Source organism: Clostridium ihumii AP5, from assembly GCF_000612845.1.
In the GTDB taxonomy this organism is placed as follows: Bacteria; Bacillota; Clostridia; order Clostridiales; family Clostridiaceae; genus Clostridium_J; species Clostridium_J ihumii.
On record NZ_CCAT010000083.1, the window covers coordinates 307,014 to 327,425 of the forward strand.

At 25.8% G+C, this 20,412-nt stretch carries 15 protein-coding genes; 13 read left to right on the top strand and 2 right to left on the bottom strand.

The genetic code is table 11. From position 1 onward, the window contains the following. Positions 1-234 precede the first annotated feature (234 nt). The 12 genes from BN346_RS17135 (at position 235) to BN346_RS17190 (ending at position 14,746) form a co-directional block, all read left to right on the top strand. Positions 235-2,076 carry a polysaccharide biosynthesis protein gene (locus tag BN346_RS17135; protein WP_040330201.1) on the top strand — a complete coding sequence of 614 codons (1,842 nt, stop codon included), beginning with the start codon at positions 235-237 and terminating at the stop codon, positions 2,074-2,076. Positions 2,077-2,290: 214 nt separating this feature from the next. Next, the gene (locus BN346_RS17140) at positions 2,291-3,610 is read left to right on the top strand and encodes a nucleotide sugar dehydrogenase (RefSeq protein WP_040330202.1); all 1,320 of its coding nucleotides are present in this window, start codon (positions 2,291-2,293) and stop codon (positions 3,608-3,610) included. Positions 3,611-3,707: 97 nt separating this feature from the next. Further along, the gene (locus BN346_RS17145; RefSeq protein ID WP_040330203.1) at positions 3,708-4,820 is read left to right on the top strand and encodes a Gfo/Idh/MocA family protein; all 1,113 of its coding nucleotides are present in this window, start codon (positions 3,708-3,710) and stop codon (positions 4,818-4,820) included. 128 nt (positions 4,821-4,948) lie between these two features. Then, complete coding sequence (locus BN346_RS17150) at positions 4,949-5,695, top strand: N-acetyltransferase (RefSeq protein WP_101541715.1); 747 nt, start codon at positions 4,949-4,951, stop codon at positions 5,693-5,695. 183 nt (positions 5,696-5,878) lie between these two features. After that, the gene (locus BN346_RS17155) at positions 5,879-7,018 is read left to right on the top strand and encodes a glycosyltransferase family protein (RefSeq protein ID WP_040330205.1); all 1,140 of its coding nucleotides are present in this window, start codon (positions 5,879-5,881) and stop codon (positions 7,016-7,018) included. Positions 7,019-7,059: 41 nt separating this feature from the next. Then, a complete protein-coding gene (locus BN346_RS17160) occupies positions 7,060-8,508 on the top strand; it encodes an O-antigen ligase family protein (RefSeq protein ID WP_040330206.1) in 1,449 nt (482 codons plus the stop codon). A 106-nt stretch (positions 8,509-8,614) separates the two neighbouring features. Beyond that, positions 8,615-9,715, top strand: a complete 1,101-nt coding sequence (locus BN346_RS17165) for a glycosyltransferase (protein ID WP_040330207.1) — start codon at positions 8,615-8,617, stop codon at positions 9,713-9,715. 12 nt (positions 9,716-9,727) lie between these two features. Continuing rightward, positions 9,728-10,789, top strand: a complete 1,062-nt coding sequence (gene wecB / locus BN346_RS17170) for a non-hydrolyzing UDP-N-acetylglucosamine 2-epimerase (protein ID WP_040330208.1) — start codon at positions 9,728-9,730, stop codon at positions 10,787-10,789. 16 nt (positions 10,790-10,805) lie between these two features. After that, positions 10,806-12,032, top strand: a complete 1,227-nt coding sequence (locus BN346_RS17175) for a glycosyltransferase family 4 protein (protein ID WP_040330209.1) — start codon at positions 10,806-10,808, stop codon at positions 12,030-12,032. A 98-nt stretch (positions 12,033-12,130) separates the two neighbouring features. Beyond that, positions 12,131-13,360, top strand: coding sequence for an O-antigen ligase family protein (locus tag BN346_RS17180; RefSeq protein ID WP_040330210.1), 1,230 nt, complete (start codon positions 12,131-12,133; stop codon positions 13,358-13,360). Positions 13,361-13,385: 25 nt separating this feature from the next. After that, entirely contained in the window at positions 13,386-14,039 is a 654-nt protein-coding gene (locus tag BN346_RS17185) for a sugar transferase (RefSeq protein WP_040330331.1), read from the top strand. Next, positions 14,039-14,746 carry a WecB/TagA/CpsF family glycosyltransferase gene (locus tag BN346_RS17190; protein WP_040330211.1) on the top strand — a complete coding sequence of 236 codons (708 nt, stop codon included), beginning with the start codon at positions 14,039-14,041 and terminating at the stop codon, positions 14,744-14,746. The genes BN346_RS17185 and BN346_RS17190 overlap by 1 nt, the downstream gene beginning before the upstream one ends. Before the next feature lie 36 nt (positions 14,747-14,782). On the opposite strand, the gene BN346_RS17195 is transcribed toward BN346_RS17190, so the two are convergent. Together BN346_RS17195 and BN346_RS17200 are read right to left on the bottom strand one after the other, a co-directional pair. Beyond that, positions 14,783-15,955: a glycosyltransferase gene (locus BN346_RS17195; RefSeq protein ID WP_040330212.1), complete on the bottom strand. Its 1,173-nt coding sequence runs from the start codon at positions 15,953-15,955 to the stop codon at positions 14,783-14,785. 10 nt (positions 15,956-15,965) lie between these two features. After that, positions 15,966-17,036 (bottom strand): glycosyltransferase, encoded by a 1,071-nt coding sequence (locus BN346_RS17200; protein ID WP_040330213.1) that lies wholly within the window; start codon positions 17,034-17,036, stop codon positions 15,966-15,968. 184 nt (positions 17,037-17,220) lie between these two features. Between BN346_RS17200 and BN346_RS20700 the strand changes: the two genes are divergently transcribed. After that, on the top strand, positions 17,221-20,106 hold the full coding sequence (locus BN346_RS20700) for a cell wall-binding repeat-containing protein (RefSeq protein WP_051540473.1): 2,886 nt from the start codon (positions 17,221-17,223) through the stop codon (positions 20,104-20,106). The last annotated feature ends 306 nt before the right edge of the window (positions 20,107-20,412 follow it).

Sequence of the window (20,412 nt, forward strand, 5' to 3'; positions counted from 1 at the left end):
CTTGTCTTAAATATATATAAAAGGTATGAAAAGTACTGTAAAACGCTGTCAATAATGATAAAATGGTATTAAAAGGTTTAAAAAATAGTTGATTTATTGAAAAAATGTTGTAAAATTATAAAGAGATTTGAATAATTAAAAATGTACAAATGAAAAGTAATATTTTAATATTATAGTTTAGAGAGGTTGTTAGGATTTATATTTAAACCTTATAAAGACTTAGGAAGTGAATTTATGAAAAATGATAAAAAAATAATTATATTTGATGTCATATTTATAATGTTATCATTATATATGGCATTACTTTTAAAATTTGATTTTAAAATTCCAAATGAGTATGAAGTGTTTTTTGCTAGTTCAATAATACCTTTGGTTATATTTACAATATTTTTTAATAAAATATTTAAATTGTATGACAATATATGGAAATATGCATCTATTGATGAATTGTTTTCTATTGTTTATTCTGTAAGTTTAACTAATATAGTATTTGTAATTTATAGTTACTTTGTTAGTTATACAGTTTTAAAAGGACAGTACTATAGATTTCCTATGGCTGTTCATATAATATTCTGGGTATTAAGTGTATTAAGTTTAGGTGGATTAAGATTCTTATTACGAGTATTAGGAAACAAAGATAAATCAAAAGAAAAATGTGAGAATAAAATTAACACATTACTTGTTGGAGCAGGAGATGCAGGAGCATTAATAATTAAAGAAGTAAGAAAACATCCTGATTTAAGTTACAACATAGTAGGGATAATTGATGATAATGAAGACAAGACAGGCAAAAGAATAAATGGTATAAAAGTATTAGGTGGAAGAGATTCTATTCTAAATATATGTAAAGAGGAAGATGTTAAGGAAATAATATTAGCTATGCCTTCAGTTGAGTTACATGACAAAAAAGAAATTTTGAATATATGTAAGGAAACTAAATGTAAGTTAAAAACAGTTCCAGGAGTATATGAGTTTATCGATAACAATTTTAGTATGGGACAATTAAGAGATGTAAACATAGAAGATTTGTTAGGAAGAGAGCCGATAAAATTAGATAGTAAGAACATTGATAAATATATAAAAAATAGAGTAGTTTTAGTTACTGGCGGTGGTGGATCAATAGGTTCAGAACTTTGCAGACAAATAGTTAAGTTTAATCCAAGTTTACTTATTATACTTGATATATATGAGAATAATGCTTATGACTTGGAAATGGAGTTAAATAGAAATCACCCAGAACAAAACAAAAAAGTAATTATAGCTTCAATAAGAGATGTTGTAAGATTAAAAGAAATTTTTACACAGTATAAACCAGAAGTAGTTTTTCATGCTGCGGCACACAAACATGTACCACTTATGGAAGCTAATCCAAATGAAGCTATAAAAAATAATATAATAGGTACTTATAATTTAGCAAAATGCTGTGATGAATTTAATGTAAAGAAATTTGTTCAAATAAGTACAGATAAAGCTGTTAATCCAACTAATGTTATGGGTGCCACTAAAAGATTTTGTGAACTTATAATTCAAGCTTTTGATAAAGTTAGTAAAACAGAATTTGTAGCAGTTAGATTTGGAAATGTACTTGGAAGTAATGGTTCAGTAATTCCATTATTTAAAGATCAAATAGCTAGTGGTGGACCAATTACTCTTACTCATCCAGATATAACTAGATTTTTCATGACAATACCAGAAGCAGCACAACTTGTTATCCAAGCAGGTGGTATGGCTAAAGGTGGAGAAATATTTGTATTAGATATGGGTAAGCCTGTTAAAATTGCAGATTTAGCTAGAGATTTAATAAGTTTATCAGGATTACAACCAGATGTTGATATAAAAATTGAATGCATAGGATTGAGACCAGGCGAAAAACTTTACGAAGAGCTTTTAATGGATGAGATAGCTTTAACATCTACTGGACATAAAAAGATTTTTGTAGAAAAGCCTATGGAGATAGATATAAAATTTATAGAGCAATCTATAGAAGAATTTAAAAAAGTACAAAATAGAGAAAAAGAAGATGTAGTGTCATTATTATCTCAAAAAGTTCCAACATACAAAAGAAAAGATATTTAAATAAAATTGTTGGTCTAATGAGAGAATATATAGATTATTATTATCAAATAATAAAATATTATATGTTATAACAATGTAATATTAAAAATTAAAGTTGCTGTAAATTACTTGAATTTAAGAATAATCAATTGAATTATATAATTAGCAAATAATTATATAATTCAATTGAGATTGAAGATTGAATAATGAGGTAACTTTATTAGGAGGAAGCAAAATGTCAAAGGAATTAAGAGAAGAACTTTTATTAAAATTAAAAAATAAAACTGCTAAATTAGGAGTTGTAGGACTTGGTTATGTTGGGTTACCTTTAGCAGTAGAAAAAGCTAAAGCAGGATATAATGTAATTGGTTTTGATGTTCAAGATCAGAAAGTTGAAATGGTTAATGAAGGAAAAAATTATATAGGAGATGTTGTTGACACAGATTTAGCACAATTAGTTAAAGATGGAAAATTAAAAGCAACTACAGATTTTAGTTTTGTTTCAGAAGTTGATACTGTATGTATAGCAGTTCCAACACCATTAGATTTATATAAACAACCAGACTTATCATATGTTGTTAATTCAACAAAAAGTGTAGCTAAATATTTACATAAAGGCATGTTAGTTGTTTTAGAAAGTACTACATATCCAGGAACTACAGAAGAAGTTATAAAACCTATATTAGAAGAAACAGGATTAAAATGTGGAGAAGATTTCTTCTTAGCATTTTCACCAGAAAGAGTTGATCCAGGTAATAAAGAATATAATACTAAAAATACTCCTAAAGTTGTAGGTGGATGTACAACTGGATGTACAGAAGTTGCAGCACAACTTTATAGAAATGTATTAGAGGGAGATATAATGGAAGTTTCATGTCCAGCTGTTGCTGAAATGGAAAAAATCCTAGAAAATACATTTAGAAATATAAATATAGCATTAGCTAATGAAATGGCAATATTATGTAAAAGAATGGGTATAGATGTTTGGGAAGTTATAGATGCAGCTAAAACAAAACCATATGGTTTTATGGCATTTTATCCAGGTCCAGGACTAGGTGGACATTGCATACCACTAGATCCTTTCTACTTAGAATGGAAAGCAAAGGAATATGATTATCATACTCAATTAATAGAAACTTCAGGAATAATTAATGATTCTATGCCTGAATTTGTTATAGAAAATGTAATGAACTTATTAAATGGAGATAAAAAGGCACTTAATGGAGCTAAAGTACTAGTTATGGGTGCAGCATATAAGAAAGATATCGATGATATGAGAGAATCACCAACTTTAAAAGTATTAGAACTATTAGAGAAAAAAGGTGCTAATGTTGTTGTAAATGATCCATATATTCCTTCATTCAAACATAAAGGTAAAGAATATATTTCTGTTGAATGGGAAAAAGAAATAGAAAGTGCTGATATAGTTCTTATAACTACAGATCATAGTTGCTATGATTATGAAAAAATAGTAGAAAAGGCTACTTTGCTATATGATACTAGAAATGCAACTAAAAATGTTAAGAACAATAGACATAAAATAAATAAATTATAATATTATTTTTTATTTGGAGAGAGGCACATAGTTGAAAATCTATGTGCTTAATCTTTAAAGAGTTTAAAATAATTTTATTATTCAAGGAGGAAATTTTATGAAACAATTTAAATTTGCGGTAATAGGTTGTGGAAGAATATCTTATAAAGGTGTAGAAGCAATAGTAAACAATAAAGATGAAGCTAAATTAGTAGCAACTTGTGATGTAGTAGAAGAAAAAGCAATAGCTAAAAAAGATGAATATATAAAAAGTATGAATTGTGAATGTGATGTTAAGGTTTATACGGATTATAAAAAAATGTTAGATGAAGTAGAAATAGATATTGCATACATAGCAACTGAAAGTGGATATCATCCTGAAATAGCTATATATTGCATGAACAAAGGATTAAGTGTAATAGTTGAAAAACCAATGGCTCTTTCAGTTAAAGATGCAGATGAAATGATAGCAGTAGCTAAGAAGAATAATGTTACATTGTCTATATCTCATCAAAATAGATTTAATGCACCAATACAAAAGTTAAGAAGTGCTATAGAAGAAAATAGATTTGGTAGATTAGTAAATGGAACTGCAAGAATCTTATGGAATAGAAATATGGGATATTACGAGCAAGCACCTTGGAGGGGAACATGGGCTCAAGATGGTGGTACATTAATGAATCAATGCATACACAATATAGATTTACTTCAATGGATGTTAGGTGGAGAAGTAGATACTGTTTATGCACAATGTGATACATTCTTAAGAGATATAGAAGCAGAAGATTTCGGTGCTATATTAATAAGATTTAAAAATGGTGCTATAGGAATAGTAGAGGGTAGTGCATGTGTATTCCCTAAAAATTTGGAAGAAACTTTAAGTATATTTGGAGAAAAGGCAGCAGTTTGTATAGGGGGAATGGCTGTTAATAAAATAGAAACTTGGAGATTTGAAGACGAAAAAGAATTAGAAGAAGATGTAATAAAAGAAGCATCAGGGGAAGTTGATAATGTTTATGGAGCAGGTCATACAGCACTATTTAAAAATGTTATAGATGCAATAAACAATGGAACTGAACCATTAGTTAGTGGAGAACAAGGTAAAAAGGCTATGGAAATAATATTAGCTGCTTACAAATCTAGATTAACAGGAATGCCAGTAAAATTCCCAATGGAAAACTTTGCAAGCACTGATATGAAGGATGTTTCTAAAATTCACAACATAAAGTAATATGTAAATCCAAATTATATAATTAAATTATTTTAAATGAGGACCAAAATATTGTAATAAGTAAATTATAATTTTGGTCCTCTAATGGCTAATGTAAATTAAATTTCTTGAAATAGAAAAGGAGAGAAATAATTATGAATTATATTTCTGACAAAAGTAAAATTGGAGATAATGTAGAAATAGGAAGATTTTCAGTTATTGAAGATGAGGTAGTTATAGGAAATAATTGCAAGATAGGACATAATGTTATAATACATAGTGGAACTGTTGTGGGGGATAATGTAAGGATTGATGATAATACTGTTATAGGTAAGTTACCTATGAGAGGTGTTAATAGTATATTTAAAGATGAAGATAAGTTAGAACCAGCTCATATAAGTAATGAATGTTTAATTGGTGCTAATGTTATAATTTATACAGGATGTACTATTGGAAATAAAACATTAATAGCAGATGTTGCAACTATAAGAGAAAATGTAAAAATAGGTGAGAAAACAGTAATTGGAAGAGGAACAACAGTTGAAAATTTCTGCACTATAGGAAGCAATTGCAAAATACAAACAAATGTTTATATAACTGCTTATTCAGAAGTAGAAGATAATGTATTTATTGCACCTTGTGTTACAACATCAAATGATAATTATGCAGCACGTTCTAAGGAGAGATTTGGAAAGTTTAAAGGAGTTACTATAAAAAAAGGTGGAAGAATAGGAGCCGGTGCAGTAATACTTCCAGGTAAAATTATTGAAGAAGATGCATTTGTTGCAGCGGGTAGTGTTTTAACAAAAAATGTGCCAAAAGAAAAAATAATGGTAGGAAATCCAGCAAGAGTATTCAGAAATGTTCCAGAAGACCAACTTTTAAAAAATCAATAAGTTGCATATAATTTACAATAAATAATATCTATTTTGAAGCAATTTAATTATATATGGATTGAAAAATGGCAATGTACTTGTTCATATAAAATTTGAAATTCCATAATTTGAAATTATAGAACTCTATATGTGTTTATTTAGCATAGAATAATAAGAAAAATTGCATCAAATCTAGGAGGATATATGAAAAATATATTATTTATTTCATATTATTTTGAGCCTTTAAAGGAAGTGGGAGCTAAAAGAGTATCTTATTGGGCTAAATACATAAATGAAGTGGATAGAAGCATAATATGTGATGTTATAACTGCTACACAAGATACAGATAAAATCAACAAAGAATCTATAAGAAATATATATTATGTCCCAAACAACTTATCTAAAAGAAAAACTATAATAAAGGATGTAGGAAGAGAGTGGGAACAAAATCTTAAGAGGTTTTTCAATAAAAATGAATTACCTAAATATGATGTAGTAGTTATAACTGGTGGTCCATTTATGCAGTTTAATATCACTAAATTTATAAAAACAAAAATGAATTGTAAAGTAATTTTGGATTTTAGAGATCCTTTTGCTAACAATCCAAGGTTTAATAATAGTATAATAAAAAAGAAAATAAAATCTTATTATGAAAAAATGTTTATTTCAAATTGTGATAAAGTTATAACTGTTAATAAATATTGTACTGATCTATTAACAACAAAAGATTATAAAAAAGTTAGTATAATAGAAAATGGATATGATGAAAAGACTTTATCCAAAATAGATTTAAAAGATAATTATTTAAAAAATGATAAATCCATTACATTAGTTTATGCTGGTAAAATTCATGATATAGAAACTACAGATAAATTTTTAAAAGTTTTAACTAGAAATAAAAATAGAAATAGATTTAGTTTTTATTATATTGGTAATGATGAGAAAAAATTAATAAAGTTTAGCCAATTTTCCAATATACACATATTAGGACATAAAGATTATGAAGAAACTCTTAAGTATATAAAAAATTGTGATATAGGAATGGTTATAACGTCAGCAGATCCATTTATATCAACTACTAAAGTTTTTGATTATATTGCATTAAATAAAAATGTATTTGTGTTAACAGATAAAAATTTAACTCATGGAAGTTTAAGAGATATTTTATCTAAGTATTCCACAAAATGTTTTTGGAGTTGTTCAGATGAGGAGAATATAGAATTTATGCTGAATGATATAAGCAAATATTGTGAGATGAATAAAGATGAAGTAAAATCTAACAATGAAGAGTTTTCTAGAAAAATGGGACTGTTAAAATTAGTAGATATTATTAATTCAATGTAAATTTTTTAAAATTAACATATTTAAATTTGGAGGAAAACATTATGAAAGAAAACAAAGTAAGGAGATTAAATGTGGTAGATGTATACATGATATGTTTAGTTGGATTATGTATACTTAGTGCAATAGAAAATCCTAATAAAATTGTTGCACCAATATTTGCTTTAGTTTATATAGCCTTAATTTATTTTAAATTTAATAATAATTTTGTAGTAGTACAATTATGTACATTGTTATTATTTGCAGTACTCAATTCCAATTTTTATTTTAATGTAGGTGGTAGTGCAATATATGGTTTTTATGTGATAGTATTTTTATATTATATGTATTTAATTTTTGATTTATTAAAAAATAAACGTAAATCTAGATATGTATCAGTACTAAAACAATTTGACTTTTGGGTGGTTGCATTAATAATAGTATATGGTGTATTTACTATATTTATAAGTAATAGCAAAAGTGTGGCAATATCAAGTATAAAAAGTCATATTATTTCAATGTCTGTATTTATAATAATATTAATAGAAATGAGAAATTTAGAAAATTTAAAGGAAGTTTTAAGTTTTTTTAGATATTTATTAGTAGGTATTTTAGCTTTAAGTTTTTTAGAAATATTAGGCATAAGATATGGAATGGCTAATCATTTTCAAGCAAGTAATTTAAGTGAGAAAATATATCCACATATTAAAAGAGTTCCAGTATCATTTTTCTTTAATCCCAATAATTATTGTGTGTTTTTAGTTGCAAGTATGATTATTGTTTTAGGATTCATTTTATATGAAAACAGAAAAATAGATTATTTAATATATTTGGCATGTCTGATAACATTAATTTTTGGAATGAGTAGAACTGCGTGGATAACTTTATTATTTAGTTTAGGATTTATCGTTATTTTCTTTGTTTTGAATAAGGATAAAATTAATGTAAAAAAATCAATTATAATAGCTATAACAACAGTTATTATATTTCAAGGTTTATCATTTATACCACAAATGCAACCATTTTATGGTAAAATGCAACAATTAAAAGAAATGGAAGAAATGGAAGGCGAATTAGGAGGAATCAAGGTAGGAGAACAAGGTTCTATAAATATTAGATCAACTTTAATAGTAGATGTTACACAGGGCGTATTTAAAGAACATCATTTATTAGGATTTGGTCCAGGAAATACATCTTTATATATAAAGCAATTAGATAACACCTTTGGTATATATAATTTACATAGTTTAATATTGGAAATACTGGGGGATTATGGTGTTTTGGTTTTAGGAATTTTTATAGTCTGTTATATTGTAAAATCAATAAATTTATTAATAATCTATTTGAAATGCAATAAAGAAATTAAAGAATATGTATTCATTTCTGGGGTATTGATGTTCAATTTAATCTTATTAAGCTTTGCACCAAGTACTGTAATGAATTTCCCAATGTTTTGGGTATTTATGGGAATGGCAATGGGAGTTTCATCAATAAAAAAGAATATAATGAGATAACGAATTTTAAAGTGTAAATATTTAATTAAAAAGAAGACTTTGATGAAAATAAAATGTTATTGCATAAGATTTAGATTAAAATAAATTTTATTTTTAGGAGGAAAATATGAATAGAAAATGTATAATTCATTTGCCTTTCTATATTGATGTAGAACACCCTTCCGGATCTCAAATAAGACCTATAAAGATGATAAATGCATTTAAAAATATAGGTTATGATGTAGAAGTTATTAGTGGATATGGTGATAAAAGAAAAAGCATTATAAAAGAAATAAAAGAAAATATAAAAAATGGTATAAAATATGAATTTGTCTATAGTGAAAGTTCTACAGAACCAACATTACTTACAGAAAAAAATCATTTGCCACAATATCCAATATTGGATTTCAATTTTTTAAAGTATTGTAAAGAAAAAGGTATAAAAATAGGTTTATTCTATAGAGATATATATTGGAAATTTCCGATATATAGTGAAAGTGTAGGATTGTTAAAGAGAATAGTGGCAAAAAGCTTTTATAAATATGATTTAAAGCAATATAATAAAATAGTAGATGTATTATATTTGCCATGTATGGAAATGAGTAAATATATATCGGAAATCCAAAATGTAAAGATAAAGGAATTGCCTCCAGCGATTGATGAAGTTTGTGATGGTGATGAATATAATAGGAAAGATATAAAAGATAAATTAAGAATATTTTATGTAGGTGGAATATCAGGATTATATGACTTGAAAAACTTATTTATAGCAATAAATAAGTGTAATAATGTAGAACTTACAGTTTGTTGTAGACAAAGTGAATGGGAAAAATGTAAAGATAGATATGAAGAAAACTTGATTGGTAATATAAAGATAATTCACAAATCAGGAGATGAACTAAAAAAATATTATTTAGAAAGTGATATAGCTAGTTTATTTTTTCAGCCAAGTGAATATAGAAGTTTTGCAATGCCATTAAAACTGTTTGAATATATTCAATACAATAAGCCAATAATTACAACAAAAGGGACTGCAACAGGAAATTTTGTTGAAAGATATGGAATTGGTTGGAATATAAATTATGATATAAAAGATTTAGTTGATTTAATAAATTATTTAAATGAGAATAATGATGAAATATCTATAAAAAGTAAAAATATGAGTAAAATTATAGAAGATAATAAATGGAATTCAAGAGCAAAACAAGTTGAAAAAGATTTAAGTTAAGAGGTGTAATATATGAAAATTATAACAGTTATAGGAGCGCGTCCTCAATTTATTAAGGCCGCAGCTGTTTCTAATATAATAAGAAAAGAACATGAAGAAATCCTTATACACACAGGACAGCATTATGATGAAAATATGTCAAAAATATTTTTTGAAGAATTAAATATACCTAAACCAGAATATAATTTATCTGTAGGATCAGGTGGTCATGGAAAACAAACAGGAGAAATGATGGGAAAATTAGAGGCCATCTATGAAAGAGAAAAGCCTGATTTAGTTTTAGTTTATGGAGATACTAATTCTACATTAGCTGGAGCGCTAGTAGCAAGTAAAATGTTAATTCCAGTAGCACATATAGAAGCTGGACTTAGAAGTTTTAATAAAAATATGCCAGAGGAACAAAATAGAATATTAACTGATCATATATCAAAAATATTATTTACTCCAACAGAAACAGCTAATAAAAATTTAAAAAATGAAGGAATTAATAATAATGTATATAATGTTGGAGATGTAATGTTTGATGCAGTATTGCATTTTAAAAAATTAGCAAAACAAAAAAGTAGTATAGTATCTGAATTAAATTTAACAAAAAATAATTATATATTAACAACTATTCACAGAGCTGAAAATACTAATGATATAAATAGACTAAAAAATATAATAGAAGCTCTTAATGAAAGTAATGAAACTGTGGTATTACCATTACATCCTAGAACTAAAAAATACATTGAAAGCTATGGATTAAATTTCAATAATAATATTAAAGTTATAGAACCTATAGGATATTTAGATATGTTATCATTGGAGGAAGATAGCAAAAAAATAGTTACAGATAGTGGTGGAGTTCAAAAAGAGGCATTTTTTATGAATAAGCCATGTATAACTATGAGAGATGAGACAGAATGGGTTGAAACTGTAGAAAATGGATGGAATGTAATAGTTGGAACGGATAAAGAAAAAATACTAAATAATATAGTAAACTTTAATCCTACTACAGAGCAAAAACAACTATTTGGTGACGGAAATGCTGCAGAAAAGATATTAAAAATAATAAACCAGAACCTAAAGTAAGAAAGGTGGATTTAATTTGAAAATATTATTTTTAACACAATATTGTCCACCAGAAGTTGGAGCACCACAAAATAGGATTTTTGAACTTGCAAAACAACTTAAAAAGTTTGGACATGATATAACTATATTAACAGCAATGCCTAATTATCCAAAGGGTGAAATATTTGAAGGGTATGAAAATAAAAAGTTTTTAAAAGAAGAAATTGATGGAATTAAAATAGTTAGAACAAGTATATATGCAACTAAAAGTAAATCTTTTACTAAAAGACTTAGAAATTATTTATCATTTACATTTTCATCTGTAATAAGTGGAAGTAAACATATTGATAAACAAGATGTTATAATAACAGAATCACCACCATTATTTTTAGGATGGTCTGGTTATGTTTTAGCAAAAAGAAAAAAAGCTAAGTTTATTTTTAATGTTTCAGATTTATGGCCAGAATCAGCTGTTAAATTAGGCGTTTTAAATAATAAATTATTTATAAAAATGTCAACATGGTTAGAAGAATTTTGCTATAAAAAAGCTGCTGCAGTAACAGGTCAGACACAAGGAATTGTAAACAACATTGTTCAAAGGGGTTTTGATAAAAAGAAAGTACATCTTATAACTAACGGTGTTGATACCGAATTCTTTAAAAAAGAAAATAGGGATGAATTGTTTAGAAAAGAATTAGGAATACAAAATAAATTTGCTATTGTTTATGCAGGAATACATGGAATAGCTCAAGGATTAGAAGTTGTAATTGATTCCGCAGAAAGATTAAAAGAATATGATGATATTCAATTTATATTTGTTGGTGATGGACCAGAAAAGCAAATGCTAATAGAAAGAGCTGAAAGTAAAGGCTTAAAAAATGTTAAGTTTCTACCAGTTCAATTAAAGCCTCAAATGCCTAGAATTATAGCATCAATGGATGCTACAATAATACCTTTAAAGAGACTTGATTTGTTTAAAGGAGCATTACCATCAAAAATGTTTGAGGCATTATCATCAGAATTACCTATTGTATTAGCTGTTGAAGGTGAAGCTGAAAAACTTATAAATAGTGCTAAGGCTGGAATTGTAGTTCAACCAGAAAATTCTCAACAAATAGCTGATGCTATATTAAAATTATATAACGACAGGGAATTAGCATTAAATTTAGGAGCTAATGGAAGAAACTACGTTAAAGAACATTATTCAAGAGAAGCAATTGCGAGAAAGTTAGAAAAAATTCTTAAAGATATTACAGAAAAGTAGAAAATATGCTTAGTTATGAAAGATAAATTTAAATTGTCCTTTACACTTAGATATGTAAGGGGCAATTTAAATATTGTTTTGAAAAGATGGTGATATAAATGAATTTAATGGAATTAATATATTGGATGATATGTAGTTATGTTATAATGCTTCCTATCATTAATGAGAAATATTTAGCTATAGGAAAGTTACCGGATCTTGTATTAATATTAATTATTTTATTATATTTGGTTTACATACTTAAATCAAATAAGAATAGAAAAGAATTTTTTATGTGCATTATTGATTTTTTAAAATCTAAATTAGGTATTTCTATGATAATATTAACAATTATGATGATTATATCTACTTTGTATGCAAAAGAAAAAACACTTGCACTTATGGAAAGTTTTAGATTTATAACATATATAGTACTTGTATTTATAATTAAATATAATATAAAGGATAGTAATAAAATAAAAAATATAATTAGATGTATAGTTATATCCGTTACTATATTAACTACATTTGGGCTTATTCAGTATTTTACTACAATTGGATTAGAACCAAGATTTATATCAGAGGAAGGAACTAGAATTACATCTACTATGCAAAATCCTAATGGCTTTGGTGCATATTTAGTTTTAATGTGTTTCCCTATATTTATGCTTAGTTTTGTCAAAAAAGGTAGTAAAAAAATATATATACCTATAACTATTTTAATAATAGTGAATATATTTTTTACTTATTCTAGAAATGCAATTGTAGGATTAGCAATAGGAGTATTTGCATTAGCTATTATGTATAATTATAAAGTTTTATTTATATTTCTTTTAGGAATACCTGTAATGATATTTGGAGATAATGTAATAAATAGATTTGATAATATTGGGGAAAAAGTTTTAAGAGATCCAAGAATAAAATTGTGGAAAGTTGCAATGAAAATGATAAAAGACAATCCAATATTAGGTGTAGGAAATGGAAATTATGTAGCAAGATATGATGAATACATACAACGATATCCAGAACTAGCATATCAAGATTATACAAGATTTAGCAGTCATAATTCATACTTGAAAATGCAAAGTGAATTGGGTATAGTTGGGTTGATTTCATTTTTATTAGTTATTATATGTAGTGTTAATACTATTTATAAGGCTTACAAAAATTTAGAAGATAAAGAATTAAAATTATTTTTCATGGGTGTTATGGCTTCAACAGTAGCTTTCTTAGCTATGAATTTATTAGATAATTTATTTTTTTCTCCACAAACTACAACCTATTTTTGGGTATTTGTAGCATTAGGAGAAAATGTTTTATTTAATAAAAGATATGAAAAAAATAAGTAAAAACAATTATGTTGGAGGAAATACAATGGATGCTAATGAAATAAAAATAGATACATATACGGATATAAAAGATAAAAGTTTTCAATTTTTTATAAAAAGATTATTTGATATAATATTATCCTTAGTAGGAATAGTAATTTTATCACCATTATTTTTAATACTTTGGATATGGATTAAGTTAGATTCTAAAGGACCAGCTGTATTTAAACAAATTAGAGTTGGAAAAGATGGAAAGAATTTTACTATTTATAAGTTTAGAACTATGGTTGTAAATGCAGAAGCTAAAAGAGAATTAGATATAAATCCAGAGGATATGAATAATTTTGTGTTTCAAAGTAAATCTGATAATAGAATAACTAAATCAGGTGCATTTTTAAGAAAAACTAGTTTAGATGAAATACCACAATTATTTAATGTTTTAAAAGGTGATATGAGTTTGGTTGGACCTAGACCAGAAATACCAGATATAGTAAAATTTTATCCAGAAAGCTATTATCAAAGATTATTAGTTTTACCTGGAATTACTGGTCTCGCACAGACTAATGGTAGAGGAGAAATAGAACTTGGAAAAACAGTATATTATGATTTAAAATATATAAAAAATTTTTCCGTTTGGTTAGATATTAAAATATTATTTGATACAGTTATTAAAGTGTTTAAAAGTGAGGGGGCATTTTAATGGGGTCAAAGTTATTTAACTATGACATATTTTCAGAAACCCAAGATGAGCTTATAGAAAAAGTATTTTCTATGGATAAAGTTAATATTGTTTCAGGTAATCCAGAAATTTTAAATTTAGGATTACATGATGAAAAAATATTAAATTTATTTAATGATGAGAAATCAATTATAATTCCAGATGGTATAGGAACAGTTATAGCTTCAAAAATTGTAAAAAATCCTGTAAAAGAAAAAATTGCAGGTGTTGAAGTTATGGAAAGAATAGTGGAAAAGTGTTCAATAACTAATAAATCAATATATTTATTGGGTGCTTCACAAGAAGTTGTTGATAAATGTGAAGATGTATTAAAAGAAAAATATCCAGGAATAAATATATGTGGAAAACATAATGGATTTTTTGATATGGAAAATTGTGATGATATAATAAAAGAAATAGATGTAAAAAACCCATATGCACTATTTATAGCCATGGGTGCGCCAAGACAAGAAATTTTTATAATGAAATATATGGATAAATTGCCTTGTAGCATATATATGGGAGTGGGTGGAAGCTTTGATACAATTTCAGGAAAAACAAATAGAGCACCTAAATGGATGATAAATTGTGGTATGGAATGGTTATATAGATCAATTAAAGATCCTAAAAGAGTTAAAAGATTAGGAGTAATACCTAAATTTCTTTTTAAAGTTATAAAATCAAATTAAAAATTATATATTTATATAAAGAATAAGAATCACATATTAGTGATTCTTATTCTTTAAGTTATTATATAAATTTAATAATTTGTTCGTTACAAATTCCTCACTAAAATTAGATGTTACAAATTCTTTTATATACTCAGAATCAAATTTATAATAGTTAGTTATTAATTCTTTAAGTCCATTTTTCATAGCAAAAGTATCATCATTGTCAACTAATATTCCTGTAGAAGGAGTTATATACATTTGTGGACCTCCACACTTTGTAGATATGACAGGAAGACCTAAAATCATTGCCTCAATTCCTACAACACCAAAAGTTTCTTTTTTACTTGATATAACAAGAGAATTACAAGAATTTATATATCTTGAAAGTTTATCATTAGCGACACTTCCATGTAAAGTACAATAATTATTTAAATTTAAATTATTAATAATACGTTCTATATCAGTTCTAATAGCACCATCACCAATGATATGTAAATGGACATTAGAAATTTTATCATCATATATAAGCATATGAAGTGACTTAAGAAGCATAGGAATATTTTTAATATCACTAAATAAAGATACATGAATTAAATTAAATTTACCGTTATTCTTAATACTTTTAATATAATTATTAGTTGAAAATGAATCAATATCTATATAATTAGGCATAACAGAACAAGGAATGTTACCTAAGCATTTTACTTCATTTTGTAGAGTATTACTTACAGCTAAATATGTGTTTGCATTCTCAAAAACCTTTTTACATATTTCGGGGTTTTTTTTAACCATTTTTTCTAAAAATGAAAAATGTTCTGTTACAATATAAGGAATATTATATTTTTTACTTAATAGATATGATAAATATCCTCCATAATATGTAACTTGACCATGTATTATATCTGGCATACCAAATTTAGATATAACCTTTTCAAAACACTTGTAAACATGTTTTTCATACAATTTGTTTACAAGGGAATTACATTTTAATCCATAATTAAATTCTCGAAATCTGAATGTATGAACATTTTTTTCTATTGAATAATCATACTTATCTATTTTAAAATAGTTTTTTAATTCTTTAACAGATAAAAGTTCTAAATCTAAAACTGCAACATCTGCATGTTTAGCTAAGGCTTGTGCTTGATTTTTAAAAAATATACCTTTAAGAGGTTGTTTATCATTAGGATAATTTGTTGGAATAACTAATATTTTGAGCTTTTTCATCATAAATCACCTATTTCTGCATTATTTTTAAATATATATCGTTCATACTATTACAATTATCTTCCCAACTATAATTATCTAAAACAAATCTACGAGCATTTGAAGAAAAACTTTTCATTTTACTTTCATTATTAATTAATAATTTTAATTTATTTTTTAAGTCCACAATATCTTTTGATTTAAAAATAAAACCAGTTTCATTATCTAATACAACTTCTTTTAATCCACCAACATCACTACATACAACAGGACGTCCGCAAGCTTCTGCTTCAACAGCTGAAACGCCAAAGCTTTCACTAAGTGATGGTAAACATACAATATCCATTTTATTCATATATAATGGAACATCTCTATTTTCGATAGATCCTACAAATTCAACATTATCTTGTATATTCAATTTATGAGTTAAATCTTCTAATGATTTACGTTCTTCTCCATCACCAACTATTAAAAGACGAATATCCTTATTTACCTCTTTTATAAGAAGAGAGTAAGCTTCTATAAGAAAGTTTATACCGTATACTTTTCTTAAATGTTTACATACTCCAATAGTAATGTAATCATTAGATAAAATTTTAGTTTTTATGTTGAAATTATTAATATCAACTCCAAATGGTGTAATCTCAATATTTTTTTTATCATAATATTTTTTTATTTCTTTAGCCATATCATGACTTGTAGAACAAATTACGTCAGCACTAGATAAAATATATTTTAGTAAACTAGCTTTTAATTTATTAGACTTAGGGAATTCATAAACATCACTACCCCAAACGGATATGATGAACGGATGTTGATGGCTTAAACAACCATATAAACCATAACTAGTAGCGTAATGACTATGTAGTAAATCAGGTTTAATTTCTTTAATTAAATTTTTAATTTTGTTGGCTATAAAAAAGTAAGATAATTTGCTTTTAAATGGCGGTTTTACAATATATAGTTTAACATTAGAACTATATTTATAAGTAGTTTCTCTCATAGAAATTAAGTGAACTTCATCATAATGTTTAGAAAAGTAATCTATCCATTTATATGTATGTGAACTATTTGCATCAGATAAATAGCAAAGTTTAGTCATTAATTTTTCCTCCAATATAAAATTATCATTTATTGTTTCAAAGAAAATTATACTACAACACTAATAATTGTAAAGACACTAATTATATTTTACAATTAATTTACATGATGTAAAGTAATTGTAAAAAAAGTCGATAAATAGATATGTATATAAATATATAACTTTATAATATAAGGAGGTTGCTATGAAAGTAAAAAAGAAGTTATTGCTTACTATGATAATGATATTAGTTTTTAGTTTTAAAAGTAGTACAAAAATATTTGCAGTTGAAAATGAAGTAAGTAGTTTTGAGGAAATAGTTGGGAAAAATAGATTTGAAACTGCAATACAAGTAAGTAATAAATTTGAAGTTGTAGATGAAATAGTATTAGTTAACTCAAATGGGATAGTTGATGCATTGGCAGCAACACCATATGCTGCAATGAAAAATGCACCTATATTATTAACTAATTCAGAAAAGTTAAATTTACAAACTAAAAATCAAATTGAAAAATTAAATTGCAAAAGAGTAACTATAATTGGTGGAGAAGGTGTAGTTTCTGAAAATATAGTTAAAGAATTAAAGGCAATAGGGGTAGAAGTAGAGAGAATATATGGAAAAAATAGATATTCAACTGCATATGAAATTGCTAAAAAAATGGGTGCCATTGAAAAAGTAGCAGTAGTAAATGGAGAAACTGGGCTTGTAGATGCATTATCATTATCTGCACCAGCAGCAAAAGATCAAATTGCAATAATTTTATGCAATGGTGATAAGATATTAGAGGGCCAAGAATTTGTTGACAATGCTAGCACGAAATATGTTATTGGCGGAACTGCTGTTATAAGTGAAAATTTGGAACAGAAAATAGGTGCTAAGAGACTATATGGTTCTAACAGAAATTCAACTAATATAGCTGTATTAAATGAATTTTATCACGATAATGTTATAGATAATTTATATTTAGCAAAAGATGGATCAGATTCCAAGAGTGAACTAGTAGATGCCCTATCAGCTGGACCATTAGCTGGTATTAATAAAAGTCCAATTTTATTATGTGGAAATAAATTAATAAAAGAGCAGATAAAATTTTTAGAAGATAGAGACATAAGTAAAATTAGTCAAGTTGGTGGAGGAATAAATAAAAACATAATTTCTCAAATAAAAACTGGAATTTATGAAGAAGTTATTATAGAAAATCCTACAAATAATTGTTCTAAAAAAGGTGTATTTAAAGATTTTGGAATGACAGAACAGCCGTTTCAAATTAATACTGGAATAATGCATAATAATAATAAGGGTGAAAAGGTTATGTATGCAGGTACAATTGTAATGGGAGGAAATCAATGTACATTTTTTTCATTTAATACTATAAGTGAAAAAATAGAAAAAACGATTACAATTCAAGGTGCTGAAGGGATAATATCCATGGAGGAATGTGGAGATTATATTTATTTTGGAACATATAATAGTGCTATGTTATATAGATATAATACTAAAACTGAGGTGTTAGAAAAATTATGTGCATTGAATAGTAGTGATAGATATATTTGGGACATTAAACCGCACAATGGAAGAATTTATATTGGTACATCACCAAGAAGTAGAGTTTATAAATATTATGAAAATGAAAAGGTATTAGAAGATTTAGGATCATTCTCGAACAATCAATATGCTAGGTCTGTAGAATATTACAATGGAAATGTATATGCAGGAATAGGTTCTAGAGCAGAGTTAATAGAATATAATGATAAGACAAAAATGAAAACAAATATATTACCATCTCAATATGAAGGTCAATTTGTAAAATATTTAAAAATTATAGGAGATAAGATGTTTATAACAATATATCCATCTACAACTGTCTTAACATATGACTTTAAAACTAAAGAGATTACAGAACGAATGGATGAAATATCTAATGCTTATTATGATTATTATCCTACATTTAATGAAAATCATATAACATTTAAGGGGCCAGATGGTTACATATTTCATTACAATAAAGAGGAAGATAATCTAAAATGCTTACAGTATAATGGAAATAGCATGACATCAGCAGGAGTAATAAATAATCAATATATATGTGGTATAAATCAAGATGGTTATTATTTTAAAAACGATTTAAATGGTCATAATCCTAAAAAGATTAATTTAAGAAATCAAGGATTAAAAGGGGTGGGTGGTTTACCAGTTACAATGTATCCATACAACAATAAAATATATTTTGGTGGCAAGAACTTAGGTGTATATGATACTACATTGAAAAAGGCATTTTTTAAAGATATACAAGGTGAAGTGAAATCAATAGGAGTATCTAATGGATATTTATATACAGGAAATTATGCAGATGCAACTATTTGGAAGTTTAATAAAACTAATGTAGATGATGAAGATGTAATTGAATTGACAGATGAAAAAGATATGATTTTTGAAATACCTAAACAAGATAATCAAAACAGGCCATCTACTATGATTACAAATCCTAAAAATAATACCATAACATTAGCGTCACAACCTTCACCAGGATTTCATGGTGGAACTTTAACAACATATGATGCAACTAATGGAAAAGTTTACACTAGAAATGATGTAGTGAAAAACCATTACATTAATGATATGGTATATGACAATAAAAATCCAGATATAGTATACTTAGGGAGTTCTTGTAAATATAGTTATGGTTCAACTTCTTTAAATGAAAATGGAGTATTAGTTAAATATAATATAAAGACTAAGAGTAAGTTGTTTGAAATCATACCAGAGAACACTAGTACGCGTATAGCATCAGTAGCATATTTAGATAACAAAATATATTGTATAAATGATACTGGAACAATAACAATGATAGATGCAAATACTGGAAAAATATTAAAGCAATTAAAAAGATTATGGTATAGACAAATTTTAGCATCACGTGATGGAAATCTATATGCATTAAATAATGTTGGATTTTGGAAAATTAATCAGAATACACTAGAAGCTACTCTTATTAGGGGAAATTTGAAGAATCCTACTAATTTAAATGAAGATTATATGAACGGAAAAATATATTTTTATAATGATTATAATCTTTTATGTTATGAGTAATTCAAGATTTTAATAAAATATAATATTTATTTAAAATAAATTTTAAATTTTACAAGAAATGTAAGAATAAAGGATGATTTCTATGTTAATTAGAAGTCATCTTTTTTATATATTAAATTATATACAAATTTAGAAAAAAATATTTTAATATGATAAGTTTTAAATAAAAATTAACTATTTGTACATAAATTCTAATAGAACATTTAAAATTAAATTGAAAGTATAAAAAAATAATTTGACTTTTATTGTAATAATTGTATAATAATATATAAATTAACATGTTGATTAAATATTCTAAAAATTAAC